Source organism: Nonomuraea thailandensis, assembly GCF_024172165.1.
Taxonomy (GTDB): Bacteria; Actinomycetota; Actinomycetes; order Streptosporangiales; family Streptosporangiaceae; genus Nonomuraea; species Nonomuraea thailandensis.
Genome location: NZ_JAMZEB010000002.1, coordinates 6,495,825 through 6,518,986 on the forward strand (window position 1 = coordinate 6,495,825; position 23,162 = coordinate 6,518,986).

At 67.9% G+C, this 23,162-nt stretch carries 38 protein-coding genes; 4 read left to right on the top strand and 34 right to left on the bottom strand.

Annotation, left to right across the window (positions count from 1 at the left end):
- Nucleotides 1-25: 25 nt before the first annotated feature.
- The 3 genes from HD597_RS33425 to HD597_RS33435 form a co-directional block, all read right to left on the bottom strand.
- Nucleotides 26-577, bottom strand: coding sequence for a hypothetical protein (locus HD597_RS33425; protein ID WP_253747161.1), 552 nt, complete (start codon nt 575-577; stop codon nt 26-28).
- Between the two features lie 206 nt (nt 578-783).
- Nucleotides 784-2,070, bottom strand: a complete 1,287-nt coding sequence (locus HD597_RS33430; protein WP_253747162.1) for a PBSX family phage terminase large subunit — start codon at nt 2,068-2,070, stop codon at nt 784-786.
- Nucleotides 2,067-2,552: a hypothetical protein gene (locus tag HD597_RS33435; RefSeq protein WP_253747163.1), complete on the bottom strand. Its 486-nt coding sequence runs from the start codon at nt 2,550-2,552 to the stop codon at nt 2,067-2,069. Before HD597_RS33435 ends, HD597_RS33430 begins: the two co-directional genes overlap by 4 nt.
- A 38-nt stretch (nt 2,553-2,590) precedes the next feature.
- Here HD597_RS33435 and HD597_RS33440 point away from each other — a divergent pair, with 38 nt between their 5' ends.
- A complete protein-coding gene (locus HD597_RS33440) occupies nt 2,591-2,965 on the top strand; it encodes an ASCH domain-containing protein (protein WP_253759581.1) in 375 nt (124 codons plus the stop codon).
- On the opposite strand, the gene HD597_RS33445 is transcribed toward HD597_RS33440, so the two are convergent.
- From HD597_RS33445 to HD597_RS33455, 3 genes are read right to left on the bottom strand one after another with little or no spacing between them, the layout of a single operon-like run.
- Nucleotides 2,962-4,044 (bottom strand): GNAT family N-acetyltransferase, encoded by a 1,083-nt coding sequence (locus HD597_RS33445; protein WP_253747164.1) that lies wholly within the window; start codon nt 4,042-4,044, stop codon nt 2,962-2,964. The genes HD597_RS33440 and HD597_RS33445 overlap by 4 nt on opposite strands.
- Nucleotides 4,045-4,078: 34 nt before the next feature.
- The gene (locus tag HD597_RS33450; protein ID WP_253747165.1) at nt 4,079-4,720 is read right to left on the bottom strand and encodes a ParB/RepB/Spo0J family partition protein; all 642 of its coding nucleotides are present in this window, start codon (nt 4,718-4,720) and stop codon (nt 4,079-4,081) included.
- Complete coding sequence (locus HD597_RS33455; protein ID WP_253747166.1) at nt 4,717-5,775, bottom strand: hypothetical protein; 1,059 nt, start codon at nt 5,773-5,775, stop codon at nt 4,717-4,719. Before HD597_RS33455 ends, HD597_RS33450 begins: the two co-directional genes overlap by 4 nt.
- Before the next feature lie 160 nt (nt 5,776-5,935).
- Here HD597_RS33455 and HD597_RS33460 point away from each other — a divergent pair, with 160 nt between their 5' ends.
- The gene (locus HD597_RS33460; RefSeq protein ID WP_253747167.1) at nt 5,936-6,640 is read left to right on the top strand and encodes an HNH endonuclease family protein; all 705 of its coding nucleotides are present in this window, start codon (nt 5,936-5,938) and stop codon (nt 6,638-6,640) included.
- Nucleotides 6,641-6,764: 124 nt separating this feature from the next.
- A complete protein-coding gene (locus tag HD597_RS33465; protein WP_253747168.1) occupies nt 6,765-7,106 on the top strand; it encodes a peptidase inhibitor family I36 protein in 342 nt (113 codons plus the stop codon).
- Between the two features lie 8 nt (nt 7,107-7,114).
- On the opposite strand, the gene HD597_RS33470 is transcribed toward HD597_RS33465, so the two are convergent.
- Genes HD597_RS33470 through HD597_RS33485 form a run of 4 tightly spaced genes read right to left on the bottom strand, consistent with a single transcriptional unit; the run spans nt 7,115 to nt 8,774 of the window.
- Nucleotides 7,115-7,279, bottom strand: coding sequence for a hypothetical protein (locus tag HD597_RS33470; RefSeq protein WP_253747169.1), 165 nt, complete (start codon nt 7,277-7,279; stop codon nt 7,115-7,117).
- Between the two features lie 9 nt (nt 7,280-7,288).
- On the bottom strand, nt 7,289-8,257 hold the full coding sequence (locus HD597_RS33475; RefSeq protein WP_253747170.1) for a tyrosine-type recombinase/integrase: 969 nt from the start codon (nt 8,255-8,257) through the stop codon (nt 7,289-7,291).
- Entirely contained in the window at nt 8,254-8,538 is a 285-nt protein-coding gene (locus HD597_RS33480) for a hypothetical protein (RefSeq protein ID WP_253747171.1), read from the bottom strand. Before HD597_RS33480 ends, HD597_RS33475 begins: the two co-directional genes overlap by 4 nt.
- Nucleotides 8,535-8,774: a hypothetical protein gene (locus tag HD597_RS33485; RefSeq protein WP_253747172.1), complete on the bottom strand. Its 240-nt coding sequence runs from the start codon at nt 8,772-8,774 to the stop codon at nt 8,535-8,537. Before HD597_RS33485 ends, HD597_RS33480 begins: the two co-directional genes overlap by 4 nt.
- Nucleotides 8,775-8,989: 215 nt before the next feature.
- On the opposite strand from HD597_RS33485, the gene HD597_RS33490 reads away from it, so the two are divergent.
- Nucleotides 8,990-9,364, top strand: a complete 375-nt coding sequence (locus tag HD597_RS33490) for a hypothetical protein (RefSeq protein WP_253747173.1) — start codon at nt 8,990-8,992, stop codon at nt 9,362-9,364.
- Nucleotides 9,365-9,392: 28 nt separating this feature from the next.
- On the opposite strand, the gene HD597_RS33495 is transcribed toward HD597_RS33490, so the two are convergent.
- The 24 genes from HD597_RS33495 to HD597_RS33610 form a co-directional block, all read right to left on the bottom strand.
- Nucleotides 9,393-9,614 carry a helix-turn-helix domain-containing protein gene (locus HD597_RS33495; protein ID WP_276083093.1) on the bottom strand — a complete coding sequence of 74 codons (222 nt, stop codon included), beginning with the start codon at nt 9,612-9,614 and terminating at the stop codon, nt 9,393-9,395.
- A 25-nt stretch (nt 9,615-9,639) separates the two neighbouring features.
- Nucleotides 9,640-9,879 (bottom strand): MerR family transcriptional regulator, encoded by a 240-nt coding sequence (locus HD597_RS33500; RefSeq protein WP_253747175.1) that lies wholly within the window; start codon nt 9,877-9,879, stop codon nt 9,640-9,642.
- 207 nt (nt 9,880-10,086) lie between these two features.
- Nucleotides 10,087-10,746: a TFIIB-type zinc ribbon-containing protein gene (locus HD597_RS33505; protein ID WP_253747176.1), complete on the bottom strand. Its 660-nt coding sequence runs from the start codon at nt 10,744-10,746 to the stop codon at nt 10,087-10,089.
- Nucleotides 10,747-11,036: 290 nt separating this feature from the next.
- On the bottom strand, nt 11,037-11,729 hold the full coding sequence (locus HD597_RS33510) for a hypothetical protein (protein ID WP_253747177.1): 693 nt from the start codon (nt 11,727-11,729) through the stop codon (nt 11,037-11,039).
- An 84-nt stretch (nt 11,730-11,813) separates the two neighbouring features.
- The gene (locus HD597_RS33515; protein ID WP_253747178.1) at nt 11,814-12,452 is read right to left on the bottom strand and encodes a hypothetical protein; all 639 of its coding nucleotides are present in this window, start codon (nt 12,450-12,452) and stop codon (nt 11,814-11,816) included.
- A gap of 1,376 nt (nt 12,453-13,828) precedes the next feature.
- Entirely contained in the window at nt 13,829-13,999 is a 171-nt protein-coding gene (locus HD597_RS33520; protein ID WP_253747179.1) for a hypothetical protein, read from the bottom strand.
- Nucleotides 13,996-14,967 carry a hypothetical protein gene (locus HD597_RS33525; protein ID WP_253747180.1) on the bottom strand — a complete coding sequence of 324 codons (972 nt, stop codon included), beginning with the start codon at nt 14,965-14,967 and terminating at the stop codon, nt 13,996-13,998. Before HD597_RS33525 ends, HD597_RS33520 begins: the two co-directional genes overlap by 4 nt.
- Nucleotides 14,968-15,049: 82 nt before the next feature.
- Complete coding sequence (locus HD597_RS66060; protein WP_308210739.1) at nt 15,050-15,574, bottom strand: J domain-containing protein; 525 nt, start codon at nt 15,572-15,574, stop codon at nt 15,050-15,052.
- A 33-nt stretch (nt 15,575-15,607) separates the two neighbouring features.
- A complete protein-coding gene (locus HD597_RS33535) occupies nt 15,608-16,768 on the bottom strand; it encodes a hypothetical protein (RefSeq protein ID WP_253747181.1) in 1,161 nt (386 codons plus the stop codon).
- On the bottom strand, nt 16,765-17,310 hold the full coding sequence (locus HD597_RS33540; RefSeq protein ID WP_253747182.1) for a hypothetical protein: 546 nt from the start codon (nt 17,308-17,310) through the stop codon (nt 16,765-16,767). The genes HD597_RS33535 and HD597_RS33540 overlap by 4 nt, the downstream gene beginning before the upstream one ends.
- Nucleotides 17,310-17,747, bottom strand: coding sequence for a hypothetical protein (locus HD597_RS33545; RefSeq protein WP_253747183.1), 438 nt, complete (start codon nt 17,745-17,747; stop codon nt 17,310-17,312). Before HD597_RS33545 ends, HD597_RS33540 begins: the two co-directional genes overlap by 1 nt.
- A complete protein-coding gene (locus HD597_RS33550) occupies nt 17,744-18,208 on the bottom strand; it encodes a hypothetical protein (RefSeq protein WP_253747184.1) in 465 nt (154 codons plus the stop codon). The genes HD597_RS33545 and HD597_RS33550 overlap by 4 nt, the downstream gene beginning before the upstream one ends.
- Nucleotides 18,208-18,780, bottom strand: a complete 573-nt coding sequence (locus tag HD597_RS33555; protein WP_253747185.1) for a hypothetical protein — start codon at nt 18,778-18,780, stop codon at nt 18,208-18,210. The genes HD597_RS33550 and HD597_RS33555 overlap by 1 nt, the downstream gene beginning before the upstream one ends.
- The gene (locus HD597_RS33560; protein ID WP_253747186.1) at nt 18,773-19,138 is read right to left on the bottom strand and encodes a hypothetical protein; all 366 of its coding nucleotides are present in this window, start codon (nt 19,136-19,138) and stop codon (nt 18,773-18,775) included. The genes HD597_RS33555 and HD597_RS33560 overlap by 8 nt, the downstream gene beginning before the upstream one ends.
- Nucleotides 19,128-19,388 (bottom strand): hypothetical protein, encoded by a 261-nt coding sequence (locus tag HD597_RS33565; protein WP_253747187.1) that lies wholly within the window; start codon nt 19,386-19,388, stop codon nt 19,128-19,130. Before HD597_RS33565 ends, HD597_RS33560 begins: the two co-directional genes overlap by 11 nt.
- Entirely contained in the window at nt 19,382-19,678 is a 297-nt protein-coding gene (locus tag HD597_RS33570; protein WP_253747188.1) for a WhiB family transcriptional regulator, read from the bottom strand. The genes HD597_RS33565 and HD597_RS33570 overlap by 7 nt, the downstream gene beginning before the upstream one ends.
- Complete coding sequence (locus tag HD597_RS33575; RefSeq protein WP_253747189.1) at nt 19,678-19,974, bottom strand: hypothetical protein; 297 nt, start codon at nt 19,972-19,974, stop codon at nt 19,678-19,680. Before HD597_RS33575 ends, HD597_RS33570 begins: the two co-directional genes overlap by 1 nt.
- Before the next feature lie 46 nt (nt 19,975-20,020).
- A complete protein-coding gene (locus HD597_RS33580) occupies nt 20,021-20,947 on the bottom strand; it encodes a hypothetical protein (protein ID WP_253747190.1) in 927 nt (308 codons plus the stop codon).
- Complete coding sequence (locus HD597_RS33585) at nt 20,944-21,495, bottom strand: RuvC family protein (RefSeq protein WP_253747191.1); 552 nt, start codon at nt 21,493-21,495, stop codon at nt 20,944-20,946. The genes HD597_RS33580 and HD597_RS33585 overlap by 4 nt, the downstream gene beginning before the upstream one ends.
- Nucleotides 21,492-21,725 carry a hypothetical protein gene (locus tag HD597_RS33590; RefSeq protein WP_253747192.1) on the bottom strand — a complete coding sequence of 78 codons (234 nt, stop codon included), beginning with the start codon at nt 21,723-21,725 and terminating at the stop codon, nt 21,492-21,494. The genes HD597_RS33585 and HD597_RS33590 overlap by 4 nt, the downstream gene beginning before the upstream one ends.
- The gene (locus tag HD597_RS33595) at nt 21,722-22,105 is read right to left on the bottom strand and encodes a hypothetical protein (protein ID WP_253747193.1); all 384 of its coding nucleotides are present in this window, start codon (nt 22,103-22,105) and stop codon (nt 21,722-21,724) included. The genes HD597_RS33590 and HD597_RS33595 overlap by 4 nt, the downstream gene beginning before the upstream one ends.
- Nucleotides 22,102-22,455 carry a DUF1523 family protein gene (locus HD597_RS33600; protein ID WP_253747194.1) on the bottom strand — a complete coding sequence of 118 codons (354 nt, stop codon included), beginning with the start codon at nt 22,453-22,455 and terminating at the stop codon, nt 22,102-22,104. The genes HD597_RS33595 and HD597_RS33600 overlap by 4 nt, the downstream gene beginning before the upstream one ends.
- On the bottom strand, nt 22,452-22,835 hold the full coding sequence (locus HD597_RS33605) for a hypothetical protein (RefSeq protein ID WP_253747195.1): 384 nt from the start codon (nt 22,833-22,835) through the stop codon (nt 22,452-22,454). The genes HD597_RS33600 and HD597_RS33605 overlap by 4 nt, the downstream gene beginning before the upstream one ends.
- 48 nt (nt 22,836-22,883) lie before the next feature.
- Nucleotides 22,884-23,138 (bottom strand): hypothetical protein, encoded by a 255-nt coding sequence (locus HD597_RS33610; protein WP_253747196.1) that lies wholly within the window; start codon nt 23,136-23,138, stop codon nt 22,884-22,886.
- Between the last annotated feature and the right edge of the window lie 24 nt (nt 23,139-23,162).

Here is a 23,162-nt window from a genome sequence, read left to right on the forward strand (position 1 = left end):
CCTCCCCGTCAGGCAGTCGCGTGGCTCAGGTCAGGGAAAGCTGCACCGTGAACACCCAGCTCGCGGCGCTGGTCTTGGTGCCAAGGCCCTCTACCTTGCGGTTGAGCATCCGCCCGCCGGACGCGCCGTTGAAGATCGCCCATTCGGCCCAGGCGAAGTTGGCCTCGCTGGTCGAGAACGTCGCCCTGAAGGTGACTGTGTTGGCGGCGGCGCCGGTGCTGTCGGTGTGCTGCGGGTATCCGGCGTCCATGCCCTTGCGGACCTTGTTGGTCCCCTGAAGGTCGGTCTGCAGCGGATCCACCGCGGCGGTGCCGTCGCCGACGCCGACCCTCGCGTTGGTCGCGTCGAACGCGGTCACGGCAGTGCCGCCGGTGAGGCGGTGCCACAGCGCGGACACCCCGCCGTACATCAGGGCGTTGCCCTCACGCTCGATCACCTCGAACGGGACGGCGTGCGGGCCGGTGTCGTCACCGTGGAACTTCTCCAGGCGCCAGGTGCAGCGCCACCGCGCGGTGTCGCGGCGGCCCACACCGGCCGCCAGGTGGCTTCCCTCGGTCAGTCGCGCGGTCTCCCGCATAGTGCCCTCCCGGACATGCAGAAGGGCCACCCGCCGCGGATGGCCCTGACGTTGTGAAATGCACAGCGTGGCGTAGGCGCGGCCCCGGCCTGGTAGCCCCTCAACTACAGGGCCGGGACCGCACCTGGTGCTCGACGCACGCGGGTGGACGTGCGGAGCAGCGCACCCCTCAGCCCGCCACAGAACGGGGGTGCACGATCATGAGGTCAGTAGACCGGCTGCAGCAGCGGCAGCCAGGCCGCTTGCGTGGTGTGCAGGCCATACCTGGCAGCGTCCAGCGCGTGATCGTCCAATTTCACCGGGACGTCATCGCCCTTCTCAGCCTTCTTGTCGTCCCACGCGTACGAGCCGACCTCGTCGAGGAACCCCGACACCGAGCTATGCACCCGCAGGTGGTCAGCGCCGAGCAGGTTGGACACGGTGCGGATACCGTCGTTGACGGAGTTGTCCCCCATCGTCGGGGTGAAGCCGTCGCGCTGGAGCTGCGTGATGAACGACGCGGCGGACGGGTCCACCACCACCCACTGCGGCCGTACCCCGCGGGTGCCAGGGCCATAGGTGTCGGGGATGTTGTCCAGCCACGCGCCGAGCTTCTGGCTGTACTCGGCGTCGGTGAGTTGCTTCCGCTCGGCGCGGGAGTCCCAGCGGAACTCGCTGGCGAGGTAGATGCGCCGCTGCCCCTGGTCGTCGGGGGTGGACACGCCGATGAGGATGGCGTCGAACGGATTGACGGTGCCATAGTCAACGCCCAAGGCCAGCCACCGCTCCATGGGCGGCAACTCGGCGACGACGTGCCGGTCCGGGTCGAACATGTCGTAGATCGCGCCCTCGGCCATGACCCAGCGGCCCTCAATGAACCGCTTGTACCAAAGCCCGGTGTACTCGGCCTTGAGCGCCTTGACGTACGCCGGATCCAACGCCGTGTTGTCGTCCAACCGGAAGTGCCAATGCCGCAGGTCAAGCTCATACTTCCGGTCGAGAAACTGCCGCTTCAACCAGTGGTTCGGAGCATCGGGATTTGTCGTCCCAAAGAGTTTGGCGCCCGTGACGCTGAGCCGGGCCAAGAGCTGGTCCCAGAACTCCCGCTCGATCAGCGTGATCTCATCGACGTACGCCCCAGCGCAGGTCATACCCCGCAGCCGGTTCTCCGACCGGGCGTCGTTCGACGAGATGATCTCGATACGCCGCCCGAGGATGTTCGCCGTGGGAGCACCCCGGGTGTAGATGATCCGCCGCGCGATCGGGCCGGTGATCGCCGGGTCCTGCAGCACGTCAAAGACGTTACGGGCGATGGTGTCGCTCGTCTTGCCCACGATCACCAACGAGCCCCCGCGCGGCGCGTTGGCGACGTACATAACCCACCGCAGCAGCGAGGCGATCGTCTTGCCCGACCGGATCGCCCCGCTCCAGATGTTCAAGCGCGCCGTGGACTCGCCGATCGACCTCAACTGCTTAGGGGAAAGGTTCAGCGGCGTCGGCGCCGGCGTGCTCACAGGCCGTCCCCCGACTCGATCTCGCCGATCACCTCGGCCTCGACGATGCTGTCCGTGTCGGGGTCGGGGATGGCGTGCTTCTGCTGGATCTGGATCAGCAGGTTGCCCAGCAGCGACGCCATGTCGCCATCCGCGATGCCGTTGCGGTTGATCAGGTCCAGGCCCAGCAGAGTCGATCGCCGGTTGATGCACTTCAGCGCCGTCTCGCAGGCCTGAACCTCGCCCTTGACTACCTTCGGCCACAGCGACGCCATGATGCGGTCGAGCCGGTCGATCTCCAGCTTGAGAAGCTGCTCGCTGGCCATCTGCTCCTGCTTGGCCGCCTTCTGCAGCGCCCGGTCGATGTCCTTCGACACCGAGGCCGCGCCCGAGTAGCCCAGCCGATCAGCGATGACCGTGGGAGACACCCCAGCGATCCGCATCTGCACGGCCTGGTAGCGCCGCTGGGAGATCTCGACCTGACGGGCCTTGCTGACGACCATGAGGGCAGCTCCTGATCTACTACGCTTCTCGGGTGCGGATGCGGATGCTGACCGTCCGGCAGCCATGGGCGGCGTTGCTCGTCACGGGCATCAAGGACGTGGAGAACCGGAGCTGGGTCACGCCGTATCGGGGCAGGCTCCTGATCCATGCGGGCCTCAAGACCGACGCGGAAGGCTTCGAGCTGATGGAGGAGCTGGGCGTCGCCCTCGACGGGCCGCTGCTGCGCGGCGCGATCGTCGGGTCGGTGAACCTCGTCGAGATCCGCCAGGACAGCACCTCGCCATGGGCCCGCCCGGGAGAGAATCACTGGCTGGTCACTGACGCGCGACCAGCGGTCACGCCGATGGCCGCTGTCGGCGCGCTCGGGCTACGGCCGGCTCCGGCCGGTTGGACGAAGGCTTTCGCGGCCTAGCGCGGCGCCACGTACTCGAACGACACGACGCCGAGACGGCGCGGGTCGAGCGTCTGCGCGTGCATCCACTGGTGCTTGGAGCGGGTGCCGAGCTTCTTCTGGCCCTGGATCATCCGCCACCGCGGCGATCCGCTCCGGTAGGCGATCAGCGCCGGATGGCTGGACACCGATCGGTAGCGGAATCCCTGCTCGTACAGCCGCTGCCCCATCCACTCGGAGAATCGGACGCCGATACCGAGCCCCTGATAGTCCGGCAAGACCACCAACCGGTGCTCCATCTTCAGGTTCCGCGTCGCGGGGTGCTGGAAGTGGCGGTAAGCCAGGAACGCGACCGGCTCGCCGTCGATGAACCCGGCGAACTTCTTGCTGGAGCGGTGAAGCTCCGTGCTCAGATAGTGATGGCGTGCGAAGACGGGCCAGAGCTGCCCATCGACCGGCCGGATTTCGAGCCGGAGCACGGGCCGGGGTTGAACCGACCTCCACTCGAACGAGCCCGTCGAGACGTCCAGCACCCAATCCGGCTGCAGCCACTCCAGCACGTCGTAATGGCATGTCACCGCAACGAACTGGCGGTCGCTGCGCCGTACGGTCTTCTGGATCGTGTGGCTAGCGACCCGCGCGACCTGGCGGTCCACGACGCTCGTGAACTCGTCGATGACGACCAGTTCTCCCGACTCGGCCAGGGCCCGAGCGATCGTTGCCCGGAACGCTTCCCCGTTGGACAGGGTCCGGTACGGCCGGAGCCACGCCGGCGGGGAGGACAGGCCGACCGCGCCGAGGAGCGCCACGATGTCCTTGATGGACATGTCCGCCGGGAAGTCGTCCACCAGCGACCGGTCATCGGACCAGGTGTGCGGGCTGACGATGTGGTCGGGCCACAGATGCCGCGCGATACTGGTCTTCCCGGCTCCCGAGGGGCCGACGATCAGGCCGACGCTCCACGGCCGTTCCTCGATCGGCAGGTCCATCGCCCAGGAATTGCTCAGCCGCTCCTCCACGGGCACGTCGAACAGGCCCTGGATCTGGAGGACGCGGGCGGTCCGGTGGACCGGTGCCGACACGGTGATCTCGGCTCGCACAGCACGACCTTCCAAGGGGTAGCGGGCGGCGGGGTTACATCAGGGCGCGGGCGCTCCAGCCCTGACCGGCGAGCTGGTTGAGGAGCTGCACCTGCTGCGCTTCGCTGTCGCAGGTGACCACCACGCCCCAGACGACGGGCCGCGTATGGGTCTCGGCGTCGCCCGGTTCGGGCAACTCCTCCTCGTCGTCGGTGCCAGCCTGGTCGGCGCGGCCACCGCCCGGAGCCGGAGCGCGGTCGGGGGAAAGCGCCACCGCGTTGTCGGCGGCGATGGCGTCGGCCAGGTCGTCGAGATCCTGCTCCGTCCAGCCGGTGCCGTCGAGGTCGTCGAGGCTGCGCAGCAGCTCGGCAAGGGCCTGGTCGTCGTACCCGCCGATCTCGGCGGTGCGGTTGTCGGCGAGGAGGATGCGCAGCGCGGCGGCGTCGTCCACGTCGAGGATCAGCGCGGGCACCTGGCCCAGACCCTTGGCCTTCGCGCCCCGCCAGCGGTGCTCACCGGCGATGATCCGCATCCGGGACTTCTGGACCAGGATCGTGCCGTAGAAGCCGTTCTTCTCGATCGACTTGGCGATCACGTCCACGTCGCCCTGGTGCGGGTTGTCCGGGTGCGGTTCGAGATCGGCGACCGGCACCATGCGGTAGGTCTGGGAAACGATGGCGGGCATGGACGCGCTCACCCGCCTTCCTCGGCCCGAGGCCGGTAGCCGTTCCGGGTCCGCATCTGCGACATCTTCGCGCCAAGCGCGATCAGCGCGGCGACCTGCCACGTGCCCTTCTCAACCACCTCGTCATCGACCTCGACGGACCACGAGTCGATCGAGCGGCCCTCCCGGTACGGGATGCCGGGGGTGGCCGTCCACTGCACCGACCAGGACAGGCGGTCGCGCCACCGCAGCCGCGGCCGGCCGAGTCGTTCCCGCTGAAGCTGCAGACGCACCTCGTGTTGATCGCCCTCGGGCATCCGCACGACGCCCACCTGCTCGTCGCCGACCGGCTCGTAGCTGTACCGCTTGGGCCCAAACAGGCGCTCCATCAGGTCGAAGCTGGCGTAACCCTGCTGCCACCACGGGGCGGCGCTGTCCCAGTATCCGCTGCGGCCCCAGAGAGCCCACCGGTACTGCCACTCGCCGATGGCCAGGCGGACCTCGCGCGACTCATATCCGGTCGGGTTGAGTCGGCGCTGCACCCACCTGCCGTATCCCTCGGTGTGCACGTAGATGGCCAGCAGTCGGCCGAGCCGCAGGTGTGCGTCCAGCATGTGATCGCTGCCTGCGTTGCCGACCTCGAACCCGATCGAGAAGCCGGGAAGAGCTCGACTGCCGACGACGACCTGTCCACCGATGGCGCCCCGCGGGCTTTCCGGATACGGGCCGGGCTTGCCCTTGTCGGCATCGTGGACGGGCGCGGTGCGTAGTCCGAGCATCGCCATCCACGCGTCGGCCGCCAGTACCCGTGTGAGCGGGATCCACGGCCCGCTGTACGGGTCGCCCACCTGGTACTTCGCGGGGTCGAGCGACCCTTGCGGGCTGGGCCGGACTCCGCACCGGTCGCAGACGATCCAGCGGGCCGCGTGCAGGCCGGGCTCGCACGGGCCATAGCCGTCCACGACCGGCCGGTGGCCGCGCAGGCGGCAGATGAGCATGAGGCGGGGCAGGTCCGACAGCCACCACCCGCGATCGACGAGTGATTGGCTGTCGTCCTCTGCCTTGTAGTTGACGCTGTGCCAGCGCACGCCAGTGACCTCCGAGGGGTGAGAGGGGGAAACCCGGTCCCCGCCGGAAGCAGCGGGCCAGGACAGTGTTCTGTTACCTCACAGGCGGTAACGCGCCTTCTACCAGACATGATTACGTAGTGGAGTCATTTGAATACACTTCGCTGCTAGCCGGAGGATCATGGGTTTCCTGCGTCGGCCCTCACTTCTCATCACCGCCGCAATCATGAGCGCGATAACTTCCACGCCCGTCTACACGTCTCCCGCCCTCGCCAAGCCAGCCGCCGAACAGGCACCGCCACCCCTGCTCCTGTGGGACGCGGTCACTGAACTGCCAGCAGCAACCGAGAGCCGCGACGGCTACAAACGCACCAGCTTCCACAAGACCCCATCGGCGCGCCTATGGATCGACCTCGATCACGATGGCTGCGATACCCGCCGCGAGGTCCTCATCGCCGAGGCCGTCACCGCACCCGAGATCGGCCAGAAATGCACGCTCACCGGCGGCATCTGGCGCTCCTACTACGACGGCATCACCGTGGACAGCGCCGACAAACTCGACATCGACCACGTCGTCCCGCTGGCCGAAGCCTGGGACTCCGGCGCCTCGGCGTGGACCGTCGAACGGCGCGTCGCCTACGCCAATGACCTAAACGCCGAACACCACCTGGTGGCCGTCACCCAGCGCAGCAACCGGCAGAAGGCCGACCGGGACCCCGCCGAGTGGCTACCCCCGGACGAGCCGGTGCGCTGCCGGTACGTGGCCGAATGGACCGCGATCAAACGCCGCTGGCAGCTCACTGTGGACGACCGGGAGAAGGAGACCCTGGAGGCAATCGCCCGCGGCTGCCCCAATGTACCCCTGGACGAACAGCCCACCCCTTGATCGCTTGCCATCTCGGCATCACAACCCCCGCCACCGGAGGAGCTGTCAGCCATCCGGCGATCGGGCCCCATCCTCCTCCGCCATCCGAGGCAGTACGCCTTCCCGAGGACCCATGGAGGTCATCATGTCCCTTACTCGCCGCGTTCTGGCCAGCCTGACCAGCGCCGCAGCCCTCACCTTTGCTGCGGGAGTCGCGCAGCCCGCCGCCGCTGCAGTGCCCAGCCATCGATGCGCTCAGGGCTACGTCTGCTTCTGGACCGGAGACGGCTTCCAGGGAGAGGTGTTCTTCTACCAGCCCGTCTCCGACTGGTGCGACGTCACTCCCACCCAGCCAGCCCGCACGATCTACAACAACACCAACAGGCCGTGGGCTTTCTACCGGGACACCCAATGCGGCGCGCTGGACGCCACCCTCGCGCCGGGCACGTGGAAGACCGGCCTGGAGTCCTACAGTTGGCGGTCGTAACGGACCCATCACCAGACGCGCGTCAGCCGGTACTGTTCCACGTCCTCGGCGTGCCCCACCGAGTACCGGCAGCCGCCGCACAGCGCACGGTCGGTCCACGTGCCCAGGTTGACCGCGCCGCAGTGGTGCAGCCACGCCGTCTTGTCCAGTGCGCTCGTTCTCGACCTGGGCACGTGACCCTCCTACTCCAGTAGCGACGCCACCACCTGAGAGGCGTCCTTCTCCAGCCGATCCCGGCTGTGCAGATATATCTCCGTCGTGGACACGTCGGCGTGGTTGAGGTCGAGCTGGATCTGCCGCATCGCCACGCCGGCCTCCTGCGCCAGCGACGCATAGGTGTGCCTGCACGAGTGCGGCCCCACCTTCGACGTGATGCCCGCCTGCATGGCGATGCGCCGCACCAGCTCGAACGCCTTCGACCTGCTCCAGCTCTGGCCGGTCGAGGTCGCGAACAGCGGACCCGTCAGGTCCTGCAGCTCGATCCCTTCGCGGCGCGCCCGCTCAGCGAGGTAGATGTCCAGCGTGTGCGTCGTCTCCACCGGCAGACGTCGGGTGATCGTGTCGCCGCCCTTCACCGTGATGCGCAGCGTCCGGTACCCGCGGGCGAACCCGAGGTCGTCGATCTGCGCGTTGATTGCCTCGGAGATGCGGATCCCGGTCTGCAGCAGCAGCCGGATCAGCGCCGCGGTGCGCAGCCGTTCCCGGCCGTGGTCGGCGTCGGCCGCCCGGAGGAAATCCTGCGCCTCTCCCTTGGTGAGCGCGACCGTCTCGGAGTGCTTGCGCGGGATCTTCGGCCGCCGCGTCTTCTTGAACCGGTTGGCGTCGAGGGCTTCGGTCTCGTGCAGGTACTCGTACCAGGACGACACCGACGACAGCACCTGAGCGACCGTCTTCGGCTTTGGCGGCCGGCGGGCCGTCTCCTGGTACCAGCGGGAGAACACGTCGCCGTGCGGCTTGCGTGCCTCCAGCGGGTCGAGGCCGGTCTCCGCGCAGAACTGGAACCAGCGCCGGATGTTCCGCTCGTACGCTTCGCGGGTGTGCGGCGAGTCATACGACCACAGCCACGCCCGGGTCAGGTCGAGGATGATCGGCGGGAGGTCGAGCGGGAGCGCGAGGTCGCCGCGCGGCGCCTGGACCAGCTCGCCGGTCATCCCTCACCGCCGAAGTGCTCGCACGCCTCTTCGACGCTCGCGCGGATCGACAGCTTGGCGCATACCAGCGACAGGATCGCGTCGAGGTCGTCCGCCGTGTACTCGGGATGCTCGCGGGCCTGGCGGATCACCGCGCTGAGGACAGCCGCGGTGATGGACGCCGAGCGCAGGTCGATGCCCTCGTACTGGGCGATGATGTCGCTCAGCCGCTCGGAGGTGTGCTCGCGGCGGGCGTGCTCGGGCTCGTCCTGGCGGAAGAGGTCGGAGTAGTCGATGCTCACCGAGTACCGCCATGCGAGAGTTCGTCGAGGAGCGCCCGCAGAGTTGGGTTGCCGACGGCGAGCGCTTCCAGCTCGGGACGAGCGTGCGCGTACAGCTCGGGGAGGAGCGGGTCGCGGGACTGCAGGGCGGCGGCGACTCCTTCGCCGGTCGCGTCGGGCCAGCGGAACCGGACACGAGCGATCAGGGTGTCGAACGCGGCGGCCGGGTGGAGCCGGTCACTGCTGGGGTTGCTCATGAGAGCACCTTTCACGAGGGATGTGGATCACTCGTGACGGTACCACGCAGAGCGGAACATAACGTGAATTATGTTCCCATCTCAGCGATCTTGGCCGCACCGTCAGACCGTAATGCGATCTCACCGAAGCCGGGACCCGTCCCGCCAGGAGCCACGAAGATAGGCGCATGGTCTTTTGGTTTGGGCATACCCGGAGTTGGCGTGGCGCTGCAGGAATGAGCACCTGGCAGTTCGGCGTCCTCCACCTAGGGGCGGTCATCGGGTTGGGAGCGGCCACGGCCGAACTGCAACTGCAGCATGCACTCTGGTGGTCTGCCCTGTTGTATGCGGTGTTGGGCTGGCTGTCCGGCGGGAAAGTGGTCTCGGAGCTGAGATGGGTACGCCCTCTGCCCAAGTCGAGACGCACCCGGGCAGTAAAGCTCGTGCTCGCCATCCCTGCTGCCACGCTGGGTCTTTGGGTCAACCCGGTTACCTTCTTCAGCCGGACGTTGGGGGTCGTCGAGCTGCAATTCATGCTGTGGGGGCCGATCGCCCTCTTCGGGCTGTGCATTGCTGCGGCCAGTTGGTACTTCTTCCGGGACTTTCGGTAAGGGCGGCCGACTGCCCCGATTAGCTAGATCACTCGCTGACCGCCGCAAGCGCGCGGGCCAGCCTCTGCTTACCGCCCCGCGGCCGCAGCGGCGCCCCCGCCTCCTCCAGCAGCCGGTGAACGAACCCGTACGAGCGGCCCGTCGAGAGCGACAGCCCCCGGATCGACTCCCCGTCCAGGTACCGGCGCTTCAGCTCCGCCTTCAGCGTCTCGCGCTCGGCACCGGACACCCGCTGATACTTCCGAACCATCACAGCCACCCCTGTCTGATTGCTCTCACGCAGCCGCCGCCAGCCGAACCCGCAACGCATCCCGGCCCTCCGGCGTCTCGGGCACTTCGTCGCCCCGCCAGATGCAGCCCTCGATCGTCGCCAAGTCGGCGAAGTCGTACACGACCTCGCGGCCAACCCGGCCCAGCACCCGGACGCCATACCTGCGCGCCCACTGCCGGATCGTCACCGCCTCCCGGCCCAGCCGGACAGCAGCGGTCTTCGCCGTCGCAGGGGACACCAACACCCCCCGAACAGCGGAAAGCCCCCGAACCATGATCGGTCCGAGGGCACAAGTCTCTCCGTCGCTTGGAAGTGTTACACAGCCGCATCACCAGGCGCAAGCCGACAGCGGAACCGCAATCAGCGAGGATTGCGAGGGCCCCCCGCTGCAACAGGGAGCCCTCTTCCAACCTGGTCCTCAAAGGACATGGACAACACTAGCCCCCGAGGTTCAGCGCGCACCGCCAACACGCACACTCCCGCTACCTGCCTCCTCCTCAACCCGCCCCGACACCTCCCGCTCCGAAACGTGCGTCCCACACGACGCGCACACGTAGAAGCCTGCCTTCACGTCCCAGCGGAACGACCGCTCGCCACACCGGCACCGCGCCGGCGTCCACGCAGGCGGCTCATCCCCCACCATCCGTTCGAGCACCAGCCGCCACGACAAGACGAAGTCCACCAGGCCCACCAGGTCCTCACGAACGAGGACGCTCTCCAGCCGACCCGACTCCGACAGCCAACCCACCGCCCGCGACCGAGCAACCGCCGACCGGACCCCGCTCGGACGCGGCCCCGCCCGCAGCCACACCCGCGCCCGATCCTCGAAGTCGAGCAGCCCGCCCGTCAGCTTCTCCAGCAGTTCCCCCACCGGCGACACCGCAGGCTTCGGCCTCGACCCCGACACCCTCGACCACTTCGACGGCGGCCGGAACCCATCCGCCTCCCGAGCGAGCTGCGCAGCGAACCCATCCACCTCCAACAGCGCTGCCCGAACCGACGCCGTACACCGACCGCACACCAGCGGAGCCCCCGGCCGCCAACGCAACTCCGGAACCTCCGGCTCGGCAGGCGGCTCACCGGCCTCGCCCTTCCTCACCCACTCGTCCACCAGGTCCGCATGCTCATCGCGCGCCCGCTCGAAAGCAGCCCACGCCCGACGCTGACGCCCATTACACGGGCCCATACACGCGCCCCGAACCATCGACACCCCAGAAGCAAGACCAGACACGGCACCCCCGACCCCGAGACGAAAACGCCCACCAGGCTACAAGATCAAATTCTTTTCGCAGGCACCAAGCCGAATGCAGCACTGGCCGGCCCCGATCCGGGGTACCCCCAGGGGCATGCGAAAGCGCCGAACCGCGCGATGCGGTCCGGCGCTGGTCGGCGCGGTGCGCGCTACGCGTTCGCCTTCACGTGATCGCGCAGCTTGCGAGCGCGGTCTGTGTCGTGCTCAATCTCGTGCCACGCCTTGCGCTGCACGTGAGACCGGATCGTCTGCAAGAGCCAGAGCGCCGCGCCAATGTACTGGCCGGATGCGTCGCCGCCCTGGTTAACCGCTCGACGCTCGGCACGGGCGTAGTCCGATGAGGTCCACGACAAGTAGATCTTCCCGGCGTCGCTCATGCTCACGGTTGGGTCAAGGTGCACGACGTAGTGCGCGAGCACTTCGGCGCACGGCTCAACGGCACGCTTCACGGCTCGCATGTGCTCGCGTCGCTGCGCTTCGACGCTGCTTAGTGCGATGCTGGGGAGACTGGCCGTGATCCGGGCAAGGCCGTTCGTGGCGAGCGTGTATCCCGACCAGGGGGCGCGTGAGGCGAGCCCGGCGACCAGCCACACGCGGTCCCGGTAGCGGGCGACATGCCCGGTGTAGATCACGGTGCTGCCGACCGGGAGGTAAGCGGCCAGGGCATCCGCAGCTTCCTTGCCGATCTTGACTGCGCCGCTCTGCAACATGCCGCCAAGCTCGCACGGAACGCCTTCCGTCTGGCACTTCCGGCATGTGGCCTGGTGATCGGTCGCGCTACGGTGCGCGTTCATGGCGTGGTCGCGGGCGTTCTCGGCCTGGTCTCGGGTGACGGTGAACATGGGGGCTCCCTGCGGCGCTGCGGTGTTGGTTGGTGAGGGGTGGGGAGCGCGCCCGTGGTGGCGACACGGGCGCGCCCGGTGCTGCTAGGCGTCGGCGCTCTCGGCGGCCTTGACCTCGGAGTCAGCCTTCAGAAGCGCAATGGTCGCCTTGACCTGGTCGAACGACAGGCCACGATCTTCCATGACCTCCGCGTACGTCTCTTCGTTGTGCGGGGCCTTGAACTTCTCGGCGAACTTCCACACGAGGCGGACGGCGGCCGTGTCGGCGGCGGTCTTCGCGGCGGCCTTCTTCCGGGCCTCGATTTCCTTGCGGTACTCGGCCATCTCGGGAAGCTCAGACAGGAAGTTCTGGACCTTGGTGGCGCTGGTACCGGGGACCTTGCCTAGCTCGGTGAGAGTCGCCTGACCGAACCCAACCTGAGCGGCTGCGTGCATGCCGATCAGGGCATAGGTGGTGAACTTGACCGCGCTCTTGCCGGTGCCGCGCGTGGCGATGCACTCGGCGGGAAGGTCCTTCAGCTCATCCCCGGTCATGATCCGGTCGGCCACGCTGCCCTCAGCGCTGGCGGCGGCCAGTTCGTCAAGGCGGCCGGTTGCGGCGAGACCGATCACGGCGAAGCCGGTCGGGCGGGAGATGCCCTGCCGGGAGAACGTGGCCTTGTGGGCGATGGTCACGCGCTCGATGGCGTCGTAGATCTCGGCGGGGTTGGTGCTGATCTTCATTGGTGGTGCCTTTCGTGGTGTTGGGTGCCCGCCCGGACAGTCCGGGCGGGCGGTTCGTTAGAGCTGCTGCGTGCCGTCGATAGCGGTACCGCTTTCAGCAGGCTGAGCAGCGGTTTCGCTGGTATGCCTGCGCTTGCGGCGTCGCCATCTGATCAGCAGTCCGAGCGTTGCGGCTCCGACTGCCAGTAGGGCGGCGGCCCATGCGGACCACACAGTTACGGGGTCGCCGGTGGCGGTGTTCGCCGCGTTGAGCTTGCCGGGATCGCCTGTGTCGGCCGTGCTGGGGTCGCCCTGGTCGCCCTTGGGTCCGGGCGATCCTGGCTTGCCGGACGGTCCGGCGGTTCCGTCGCGCCCGGCGGGCCCTGCGGCTCCGGTCGGTCCGGGCTCACCGGTACCAGCGGGGCCGGTCGGTCCGGTGGGTCCGGCGCTCCCGGTGGGGCCGGGGTCGCCCTGCGGTCCGGTCGGTCCGGGGTCGCCCTTGGGGCCGGTGCCGCCCTGCTCGCCCTGGGGTCCGGTGTCGCCCTTGTCACCCTTGGGTCCGGGGACCGGTACGGCGGTGACGGTCGCCGTTGGGCCGGGGTTGCCCTGGGGTCCGGGCGGGCCGGAAGGTCCGGGGGTTCCCATCGGCCCGGGGTCGCCCTGCGGTCCGGGAGGTCCGGTGACTCCGGGGTCGCCCTGGTCTCCCTTTGGTCCGACCGGTCCGGGGTCGCCTTGCGGGCCCTGCGGTCCGGGCGGTCCGGGCGGACCGCTGACGGTGACGGTTGCGGTTGGTTCGTCCGCTACCAGCGTTGCCGTGGCCACATCCCCTCCTGCCTGCGTGTTCGCTACCAGGAACGCGAGCGCCGCTACTGCGGTGAGCCACGCGAGCCGTTCGCTTGTTCGTATCTGCACATGACAAAGAGTAGGGCGATAATGACCTTTAAGGGGGTGGATTTTGGTAACAGTTTTCCGGCGGATTTATAACGATTATGTCACAAAACGGGGCGGCCTGGAGGCAAATCGAATACACGTTCGACTGATCGTCAGCGAGGCTGATCGTCTGCATTGGCACCTATTCGCCAGGTTCGCCGACTAGCGACGCATAGCCCACCCCCGGCTCGCATTTCGCGATCTTGATATCGCTAGAACGCTCTCAGATCTACGCAGAGCGCTTCACTTCCAAGGGGGCACTCCATGTACCGGACACGCGGTGATCGTCGCTCAGCGTCGCTCTCAGAGACGCACAGGATGCGTCTCATCTTCTGCGGTGCGTCAGATGCGTCAAAGGCGTCTCCAGGGACATGCGAAAACCCATCAGCGACGAGGAGGTGTGCTCGGCTCGTGCTGATGGGTTTCCGGCTCGTTTTGGCTGCTCTGGGGGTTGTTTTCGCGTGGTTTCAGGCCTGCGGCTCGTGGTTGTTTTCGGCATTTGCGCTGGTCACAGGGTTGTGTGGTGTGCCAACGCGGGTGAGGGCTTCGAGTGTGGCCATGTGCGCGGCGAGTTGTTCACCGGTCCAGTGGTGGATCTCGTCCCAGCATTGGGTGTGCTGGTCCAGGTGGTGGATCACGTGTGGTCCTTCCTGGCCTTGGCGTCGGCTGCGCACCCGATGCAGGGCAGCGTCTGGAAGTGGATGTGGCATCGGCCGGCCGGGCGGGTGGTCCGCGCGGCCTTGGTCTGCTCCTGCGCTTCCTGGTTTCGCGTGGTCTCGCGCCAGCCTCGGAGGTCTGCTGCGGGGATGCCTGCGACGTACAGGTGCAGGGCTTTGCGGACGTGGTTGTCGCGGGCGATCGTCTGGGCGATCCGCTCGGCTTCGTCCAGGGGGCATCCGATGCGTTTGGTGATCACTCTGGCGGCGCGGCTGGGGGTGTTGGGGTTGTCGTCCTCCTTGTTGATCTTTTCGTCGTCTTCTGGGTGGTGGTCGGCGGCCGGTCGGGTCGGTTCCTCCTCGACCCCGTACGGAGATGAAGAGGATTGAAGTTGAGGAGTGGAGAGAGGATTGGGGGGAAGTCCAGACTTCCCCCTTTTGCCTCCAAACTTCCCCTTTTGCGGTCCAGACTTCCCCCTTTCAGTCCCGGAAACGGGGAAGCCTGGACTTCCCCCTTTTCCACCGGCCTCCCGGTCGTCCACAGCGTCATCCACAGGAGAAACGGGGAAGTCTGGACTTCCCCGTTTCGGGTCGCGCGGCACCGATACGGGGAAGTCCGAAGGTCCCGCTTCGAGCTCCAGATCGAGGGGACGCGGCGGCTGCCCCGGCAAGTACCCGGGCATCGGAGGGATGTAGAACACGGTCGCCTTCCGGCGGCCGCCCCCGGTTTCGAGCACGACGAGCAGCCCAGCCTCGACCAGCCGCTCCCGCATCGCCTTGACCGACCGCACGTCGATCCTCGCCCAGTGGGCGATCTCCTCACGGGTCAGCCAGCCGGTACGAGTCGCGTCGTTGATCCGCCGGGCGATGGCGATCAGCGCGAGCAGATCCCTCGGCGGGGTCGCTTTCGGCGCGTTGATCGCCACCTCGTCGGCCAACTTGTAACCCATCAGGCCCCTTACGTGCTGGTTTTCCAAGGGAGCCACCGAGGGAAGAGGCGTCCCGCAACGATAGCGGTACCGCTTTTAGCTGTCATCCGGCTCGTGGTGGCCGCCCCGTCAGGTCGTACGTCTGCCGCAGGCGTGGGTCGGACAGGACGTGATACGCGTCCCCGATTTCCTGGAACCGCCCGGCCACCTCCGGGTCGGGGTTGACGTCGGGGTGGAGTTGGCGGGCCAGCCTGCGGTACGCCTTCTTGATGTCGTCCGGGGTCGCCGTGCTGGCGACGCCGAGCAGGTCATACAGCCGCCCGGCCGGGGCGTGTCTGCGCGGGGGCCGCGGTGGCGGCGGGGTCTGGGCGCGCGGTCGTCCGGCGCAGGTGGCGGCGTGTGGCATCATCCGCTTCTCCCACGGGGCGATCGGCTCGTCCTCGGTGATGCGCCGTGACCGGAGCACCCTGTGGACGTCCCTCCACACGGCGGTGTTGCCGTCCGGGTGCGGGGCGGGGTCCACAGCGAGCTGGGCACCGCTCGCTGCGCGAGTCCACCGAACCTTCTTGCCGCAGGGCATCGTGGTCTTGCTGCCCTGGCACGGCTTGAGGTCAGAAGGAGACAGCATCCTGCCCCTCCGTGTCCCGATCGGACAGTTCGATCACGCGGTACCTCCGTTGTACCGGGCGAACACGGCGTTGATGGCGTCGAGCTCCGTCTTCACCTGGTCGCGGTCGGCCTTCATCTCGTCCAGCTCGACGAGGAGGTCGGCGTGGGCGGCGCGGGCCTCGTCGCGCTGGGTGCGGGCCTCGTCGCGTTCGCGGATGGCCTGGTCCCGCTCGGCCTCGGTCCGCTGGATGGCCTGCTCGAATCCGAGGAGTGCCCGCAGCGCGGGGCCTGCGGTGGCCGGCGGCGTGATCCCAACGGCCGGGGCGAGCGCGGCAGTCTTTCCGCTGGTCTTCCGCTCGGGTGTCTTCACTCCGGCCGCAGCCGCGACGGTGCGGGGATCGGGCTTCGGCGTGGTCTTGGTGATGGTGAGTCCGCCGTCGTTCCAATCCAGCGCGATCCACCAGACGGGCGGGTTGGCGCGGGGCCGGTGGCAGCGGGTGTGCTCGGTCCGGTTGAGGTACTGCCGGACTTCCTGCTCGTGCATGGTGTCCCAGTCGGGGCAGGCGGTCTTGATGATCTGGGAGAGGGCTCCCTGCCATTGCACGCCGACGACACCGCCGTTGGTCAGCCGCTCGTCTCCCTGCTCGCGGGCCGCGTCGCGGAGGAGTCCCCAGAGGGCTTCGGCGTCGGCGAAGATGTCGCGGGGCTTGGTCCTGACGACGGTGGCGGTGTCGCCGATCTTCGGCACGGTGGTGTCTCCTTCGGTGGTGGCGGTGGTGGTGTTCTTGGTGAGGTAGGCGATTACCTCGGCCTCGCGGGCGTGCAGCATGTCCGCGTACGACTTGGACTCGACGGGGCCGGGGGTGTGGAGGAGTCCTCCTGACACGTACGGCTTGATGCCGTTCGCGAGGGCTGCGCCGACGAGTTCGTCAACGCTCCACCAGGTGTCACGGGGCATGGTGTCGGCTTTCTGAGTGGCGGGGTCGGTGGCGGCGACCATGGGTGAGGGTTTCGTGGGGTGGTCGTTCAGCAGGGATCGGATCTTGGTTTTGTAGTTGTCGAGGCCGCGGCCCATGGCCTGCAGCGGGATCTCGCCGGTGCGGCCGTTCTCCGGGTTGGTGATCAGGAACTTGCCGTTGGCGAGCTGCATCGTGAAGCCGAGGCGTTCCGTCTCGGCCTCGACGAGCTTCTTGACGTCGGACTTGTTGGTCATCTGGCGGGCTCCTTCCGGATGCGCAGCCCGAGGTGGTCGGCGTACGCGGCGGTCCCCGCTGCCCCCTTGCTGGCGGGGTGCAGGTGGGCCAGGACCTCGAAGGCGCCCCCGCGGCCGGCGGCGAGCCCGAGCATGAACCCGTTGCGGTACGGTCCGGCGGATTTGGCCAGCTCGGGGATGTGCCAGGGCGCGGGGTGCGTCTCGACGGTGACGCCGGGCGTGTAGTTGGCCCATTCGTACGTCCACCGGTCGCCGCCGGGTGGGTCGTCGGTGTCGGGGTTGTAGCCGACGATCACGTGGAGGCGTCCGCCGGCTCGCGCCAGCGTGGACTCGAGGTCGGCTCGGACTCTGTGACGGGCGGCGCCCCGCCACCCGGTGTAGACCAGGGTGGCGGGGCGCAGGCTGACGAGGGTTTCGAGCTGGGTCCGGAAGTGCTGCCGGACGTGGTCGGCGGCTTCGGGCGGGACGAGCTGGTCGTCGAGGCTGCGTTTGAGCATGACGAGCAGGACGGCGCGCTCGCTCGGCGTCAAGTGGTCGAGCATCAGCCGTCCCTGTGGGTGCAGGTGGCGACGGTGATGTTCTGGATGATCTCGATGACCGCAGGCTTGAGCTCGCCGACCTCGTAGACCGGCCTGCCCAGCTCGTCGTGAACGAGGCGGCCCTGCTCGTCCTGGACGAGAGTGCTGTCGGCTCGGCCGAAGTTGCGGGAGCCCAGCCCGGTCGGCTGGACCTTGACCTTGGTGACAATGCGGCCGTCCGGCTTGGCGGCTTCGGCCTGGTGCTTGGGGTTGGCCGGGTCGAACCGGACCCATCGCCACTTGCCGTACTCGTATACGGCGTCCCAGATGTCGATGACGACGCCCTCTTGGATCTCGCACGACCGGTCGGACATGCGCGGGTAGAAGACGGTGGTGCCGACCGTGTACGGGTTGCCCCGCCAGTCGGTCAGGGTGCGCGCTTCGGCCTGCTCGCTGGTCATGACGCCTTTCTCCTTCGGGTCTCCCAACCGCGCCGTGTCGCCTCGGAGCGGCACTCGCGGCATCGCGCACGGTCGTCCCCGTGCTGGCAGGGCACTGCCTCTGGCACGTACGAGAGCCACGAGGTCAGTGCGCGATCGAACTGCTGGCGCTTCGCCGGCCCGAGCCACGTCCACATGACGACGCCCGTGTGCTGCACGTACTCGAAGGTGTTCACGGCCCACTGGTGGAACGGCTTGGCTCGCTCGTTCCGGCTGTTGTAGGGGCCGTTCACCTTGCCGACGCCAATCACGGCAGCGAACCTGTCGAGACGTTCGCGGTCGGACTGAGCGATGGAAATTCCGATCCGCCGGTACGGCGTGCCGCCCTCGGTTCGGCGGGTCACTCCGTAGTGGACATGGCCCTCACCGTCGAAGAAGCCCGCTGCCCAGGCCAGGGATTCGCGATCCACTCCGATGGCCATCAGACCTGCACCTCCCGTCCGGTGGTCGGCGCCTGATCGTCGTCGGCCGGCCCGAGGTAGCTCAGCCCGTAGTTCTCGCCTCGCTTCACCACGTGCCAGCGGCCGGTAACCGTGCCCCGGCTGACGGTGGTGGCGTTGAGCATCGTGCAGAGGTCCTTGAGGAACATGGGGAACTCGTGGTCGTCCTGGTCGGCTAGGAAGAACCGTGCTGCCGACCGGCCGCGCTCCCACCCGGTGATGCGCAGCGTGGCGGTGAACGGCTCATTGGGTCGCCACTCGGCGTTGCGCTTCGGGTAGTGCATGAGGTTGCCCCGCTCGTCGTAGGGGGCTTCAGTGACGGGCATGTCGGTCCTTTCGGGGGCGGGCCACTTCGTGGCCTCGTCGATGATCACGTGAGAGGCGCGCTGGCCCTGCATGGTCCGGCGCGCCTTCATGCGCTGCTTGATCTGGTCTTGCGTCGGCGGGGCGTAGCGATGGAAGCCGACTTCTCGGGACCACCGCTGGAAGTGGTCGTATTGCGCCAGCCCGCACCAGCGGCATCCGGACGGCTGCGCCAGCACCCGCTCAGTCATGGCCGCGCCGCACCTGACGTCGTTCCCGCCGCGACATGTACAGCTGAATGCCGTACGCGCCGCCGCGGCGGTGGGCGATCCACTCGGCTTCGACGTGGCCGCCGGGTTCGACGCCGACCGTGCGGACGGTCTCGACGAATTCCGTCATGGACATGGGGAACATGCGGCTCTCGTCGTCGAGCCACACGACGTAGCCGGCGGCGCGGCCGCGCGCGAACTGGCCGAGCTGGAGTCGTGCGGTGAACGGCTCCGGAGCGCGCCACACGATCTCGCCTTCCGGGGTCCATGCGGCGCGCAGGAGGTTGCCGAACTCGTCGAACGGCACCAACGCCTTGTCGTCGTCGAGGTCATCGGCCATCGCCGTCTCCCCTGCCGATCTGGGCCAGGGCTTGGCGGGCGATGGCTGGACCGTGGAGCCCGCTCGGAGGTGCGGGGGGCGCGGGCTTGACGGCTGGAGGGATGTGGTCCCATCCGTTGGCGCGGAGCCAGACGATGAACTCGAACGCGAAATCCGTAGTGCTGTCCCGTTCCTCGGGATCGGTGCGGTCACGGTCGTAGATGCGCTGTGTGAGCGCTTCCATCGCCCTCTCGGCTGCCTTGGTCAGCATGGGGTTCTCCTTTCTCGTGCTGCTTTGCGCTGCAGGCGGCGCCGGTAGGCGCTGCGCTCGTCTTCGTCGAGGCCTCCGGCGACGCCGTATTGCGCTGCGCTGGCCTGCAGATGGAAGTCCAGACATTCGGTCAGGACGGGGCAGGTGCGGCAGAACTGCTTGGCCCGCTCGATGCGGGCTTCCTTCTGCTTGGGGGTCTCGCGGGGTTCGCCTTCGCCTGGGCCGAAGAACAGGGCGAGGTTCTGGCCCCGGCAGGCGGCGCTGTTCCGCCACCCCTTGTGGGCGGACATCAACGCCTCCGCTCGGTGAGCCCCATTTCGCGCGCGGCGGCGCTGTACCGTTCGACCTGGCGTAGCGACATCCGCGTCTCAGCGGCGATCTGCTGCAGCGTCTTGCCGGTGTTGATCAGCTCTGCGACGCGTTGCGCTTTGGCGAGGCTCCTCGGCGTGACGGGGATCCAGGCCGGCGCGGATTCGGGCCGGATGACTCGGTATCCCGCGTTGCCGAGCGCGTCGAGGATGTCGGTGGCGTTGGGGGCGGCGGACGTGAGGGCGTCGGTGATGACCTCGGTCGCCGTGTTACTCATGGGCCTTTCTCCTGCTCATCCGCTTGATTGCGGTACCGCTGTCGGCTCATGCTGTCTGGCGCAGCTTGCCGAGGTTGAGCTCCGCCCGGATCAGGAGGCGTTCCAGGGCTGCCCAGGTGGTGCCGAGCCGTTCAGCGAGTCGTTCTCCGTCGATCTGCTGCGTGTTCGGGTTGATCGGCGGGTCGGTGGCGAGGATGAACCGGGCGTCCTCGAGGAGGGCCTGGGTGTTACGCATGAGGCGGGCCCCGTCGAGGGTGCCTCTCTTCTGGAGCAGCTTGAGGTGGGTGTCGCACAGCAGGCGTTCGTCCTTCGACCCGTTGATGCAGGTCGGGTAGGAGCAGCGAACGACTTGCCACGGTTTGGCCTCGGGGTCGTCGATGACGTCGGCCCACGCTGCCGCTGGATACCAGCCGCTCGCGGCTGCCTGAGTGCTGGTGCTGGTCACAACAGCAGGGCGGCAGTGCTCGTACGGGTCGAGACCAACCAGCTCCTCATACGTCTCCCGCAGTTGGCGCGCGGTCCGGAGGAGGACCGTTGTTCTCTCACCGCGTCGGAGCTGCTTCTGGCTGTCCCAACTGGCTCCCATGTGGTCGGCCACGTGGCGCACGGGCCAGCCTGCGACGGAGAGCGCGCGCAGGCGTCTCATCGATCCCACCGCGTTGATCAGGTGGTGGTCCGGCAGGTCGTCCACAGTGACCGTGAGGATTGCGTCGGACGTCCGCGCCGAGATCCGAGCTGGTGGAGGGAGCTTCCGGTATGCGCTTCCCTCGATGATGTGGCGAACAGCCGTGTGGGTCAGCCCGGCTAGTTGGCCGATGGCCTCATAGCTGATGAGCCAGGTCCTGTGCAGTTGCAACACGTGCTGGCGTGCCTGCTGAGCATCGACAAGGCCCCGCCAGGTGCCCGCCTTCACTTTCTTGTCGCGTTCCTGCCCATAGCGGCGGCGTGCTTCGGCGACCGCGTCCCGGCTCACTGGGTCATCTCCGGCCACGTCAGCTTGTCCAGCGCGGCGCGGTGCGCCTTCGGCATGTCCGCGAGCGGGTGCCCGAGGTGGTCGGAACCCAGCGCGGCCAGCGTCGCGGCGTCGGCCATGTTGTGGTCGCCCCCGGTGACGAACATCGGCAGACGGCGGGCGATCGAATCGACGATCTCGCCCTTGCTGCCGCTGCCTTTTCCGAGCGCGTACGTCTTCAGCGTGGCCTGCGGCACCTCGACGACGGGCACCCCGGCCTCCGCGATGATGCCCATCGTCCGGTAGTAGAGGTACGAGCGTTCACCGGCGCCGCCGCGGCCACCGTCCTGCCGGTTGAACACCAGCTTCTCGACGAGGACGAGGTGGGCGTGCTCGGCCCTGGTGAGCACGATGATGCGACTGGCCAGGTCGTTGAGCGTCCGGTACTTGGTGAGCAGGGGCATGTTGGTGATGCCGTCTCGGCCGACCTTTTCGCACCAGCCGAGGCCGTTGGCCATGCCGGTGGCGGTGAGGGAGAGGTCGAGGCCGACGACGTGGAAGGGGATCACGGTTTCCATTCCTTCGGGGTTCTGAGGACCTTGTGTAGGTCGTGGTCAAGGAAGAAGTCGGACCACAATGCGGGGTTGGCGGCGACTTGCTCGGCCGGCCGGGCGGCCCGCTGGTCGCGGTTGCTGCGGGAGCGTCGCCGCTCAGCGCGATGGGCGAGGAGTGAGAGGACGACGATCCCGGCGGCGGCCAGCACGGTGAGCGCGCCGATCGCCGCCAGGACGTCTTTCACGTGGTGCCGCCCTCGCGGGCGTCGAGCTTGGCGCGCAGCGCGGTCTTCTCTGCGGCGGTGGCGAGCAGGTCACGCTCGGCCGATTCGGCCCGCTGCACCTGCCCGCTCAGCTCCTCGTTCAGCTTGTAAGCCAGCTCGGACGCGGCTTCGTACTGGGCTCGGAGCCCGATCATCTCGGTCTCGATGTCGCGTCGCATCATCTCGGCGCCGACGATCAGCCCAAGGAGGATGCCGACAAACATGCAGACGGTCGCGATGACCAGCGCCCACACACCGCCGAAGACGACCAGGCCGCCGAAGAACGCGACGAACACGCCGAGCACGAAGTACTTCTGGTACGGCTCAACCTTCGCGACGGCGATCTCGAACCTGGTCTTCACTTCGTGACCTCGCCCTCGATACTGAGGATGTTGGGGTAGGACGAGGTGACTTCGACGCGCCACCCGTTGACCTTGAGCCGGTAGGTGCGGCCGGGCTTGATCGCGCCGTAGATGTCGGAGCTGTCGAACTTCAAGCTCAGCCAGGCGTCCGTGTTCTCATACACGCCCCGATCCGTGAAGATGAGGTACCTGCACGAGCGGCTGCTGTCGCAGACCCGCTCCTTCGACTCCACGGTGGCGGTCTCGATGCGGCCGGTGCCGGTCTTCGCCACCGCGACGCCGATGATGATCGCGAGGATGAGCGCGAAGAAGATGAGCCCGCCGATGACCTCGACGTCGTGGCGCCTCATCGGCCACCGCCCTGGAGAGCGACGTCGATGCGCGCCTGCTGGTCGGCGGGGACGTACGGCCTCGTCATCTCGGCGATGAGCTTGGTCGCGGGCCGGCCCGCGAAGCTCTCCCCTTCGCCCGGTTTGTCCACGCGTAGCGCTTCCACGGTGAAGGGAGGGATCTCGACGCCGTGCTTGCGGAGCGCGGTGGCGAGGGATTCGACGTCGGGCAGCTCGCATGGGGTGTATCCGATCCAGAAGACCTCGACGTCCTCCCCGTCGATGGAGGCGGGAGGGTCGAACGCCGTGGCCCAGTAAGTGTTGAGAGGTGCATCCCAGCCGACCGTGATGACGCGGTCTTCGGGTGAGTCGGGCGGGTTGGGGATGGTGTAGCGGCTCATGACTTCCTTAGTGGTCGGTGTCGGCGCGGGCCGGTCACGATGCTGAGGTCAGATGGCGGCGTTTTCGCGGGCGTACCGCTCGTTGTCGAGCTTCTGCAGCGAGGCCACGATGTCGCCGCGCCAGCCGACGACGGCGCCGGACAGCTTGTCGGCGATCTGCAGGGCCTCCAGGAGGGCGGCCCGGTCATTTAGCGCCGCGGGGTAGCGGCGGTTCCCCATCGCGAGGACGGTTTCCTGGTCGGTCAGCCGATGTTCGACCGTGGCGGGGGTGACGTCGTCGTACTCGACGGTGATGGACTTCATGGGGACTCCTTGAGGGGCGGACCC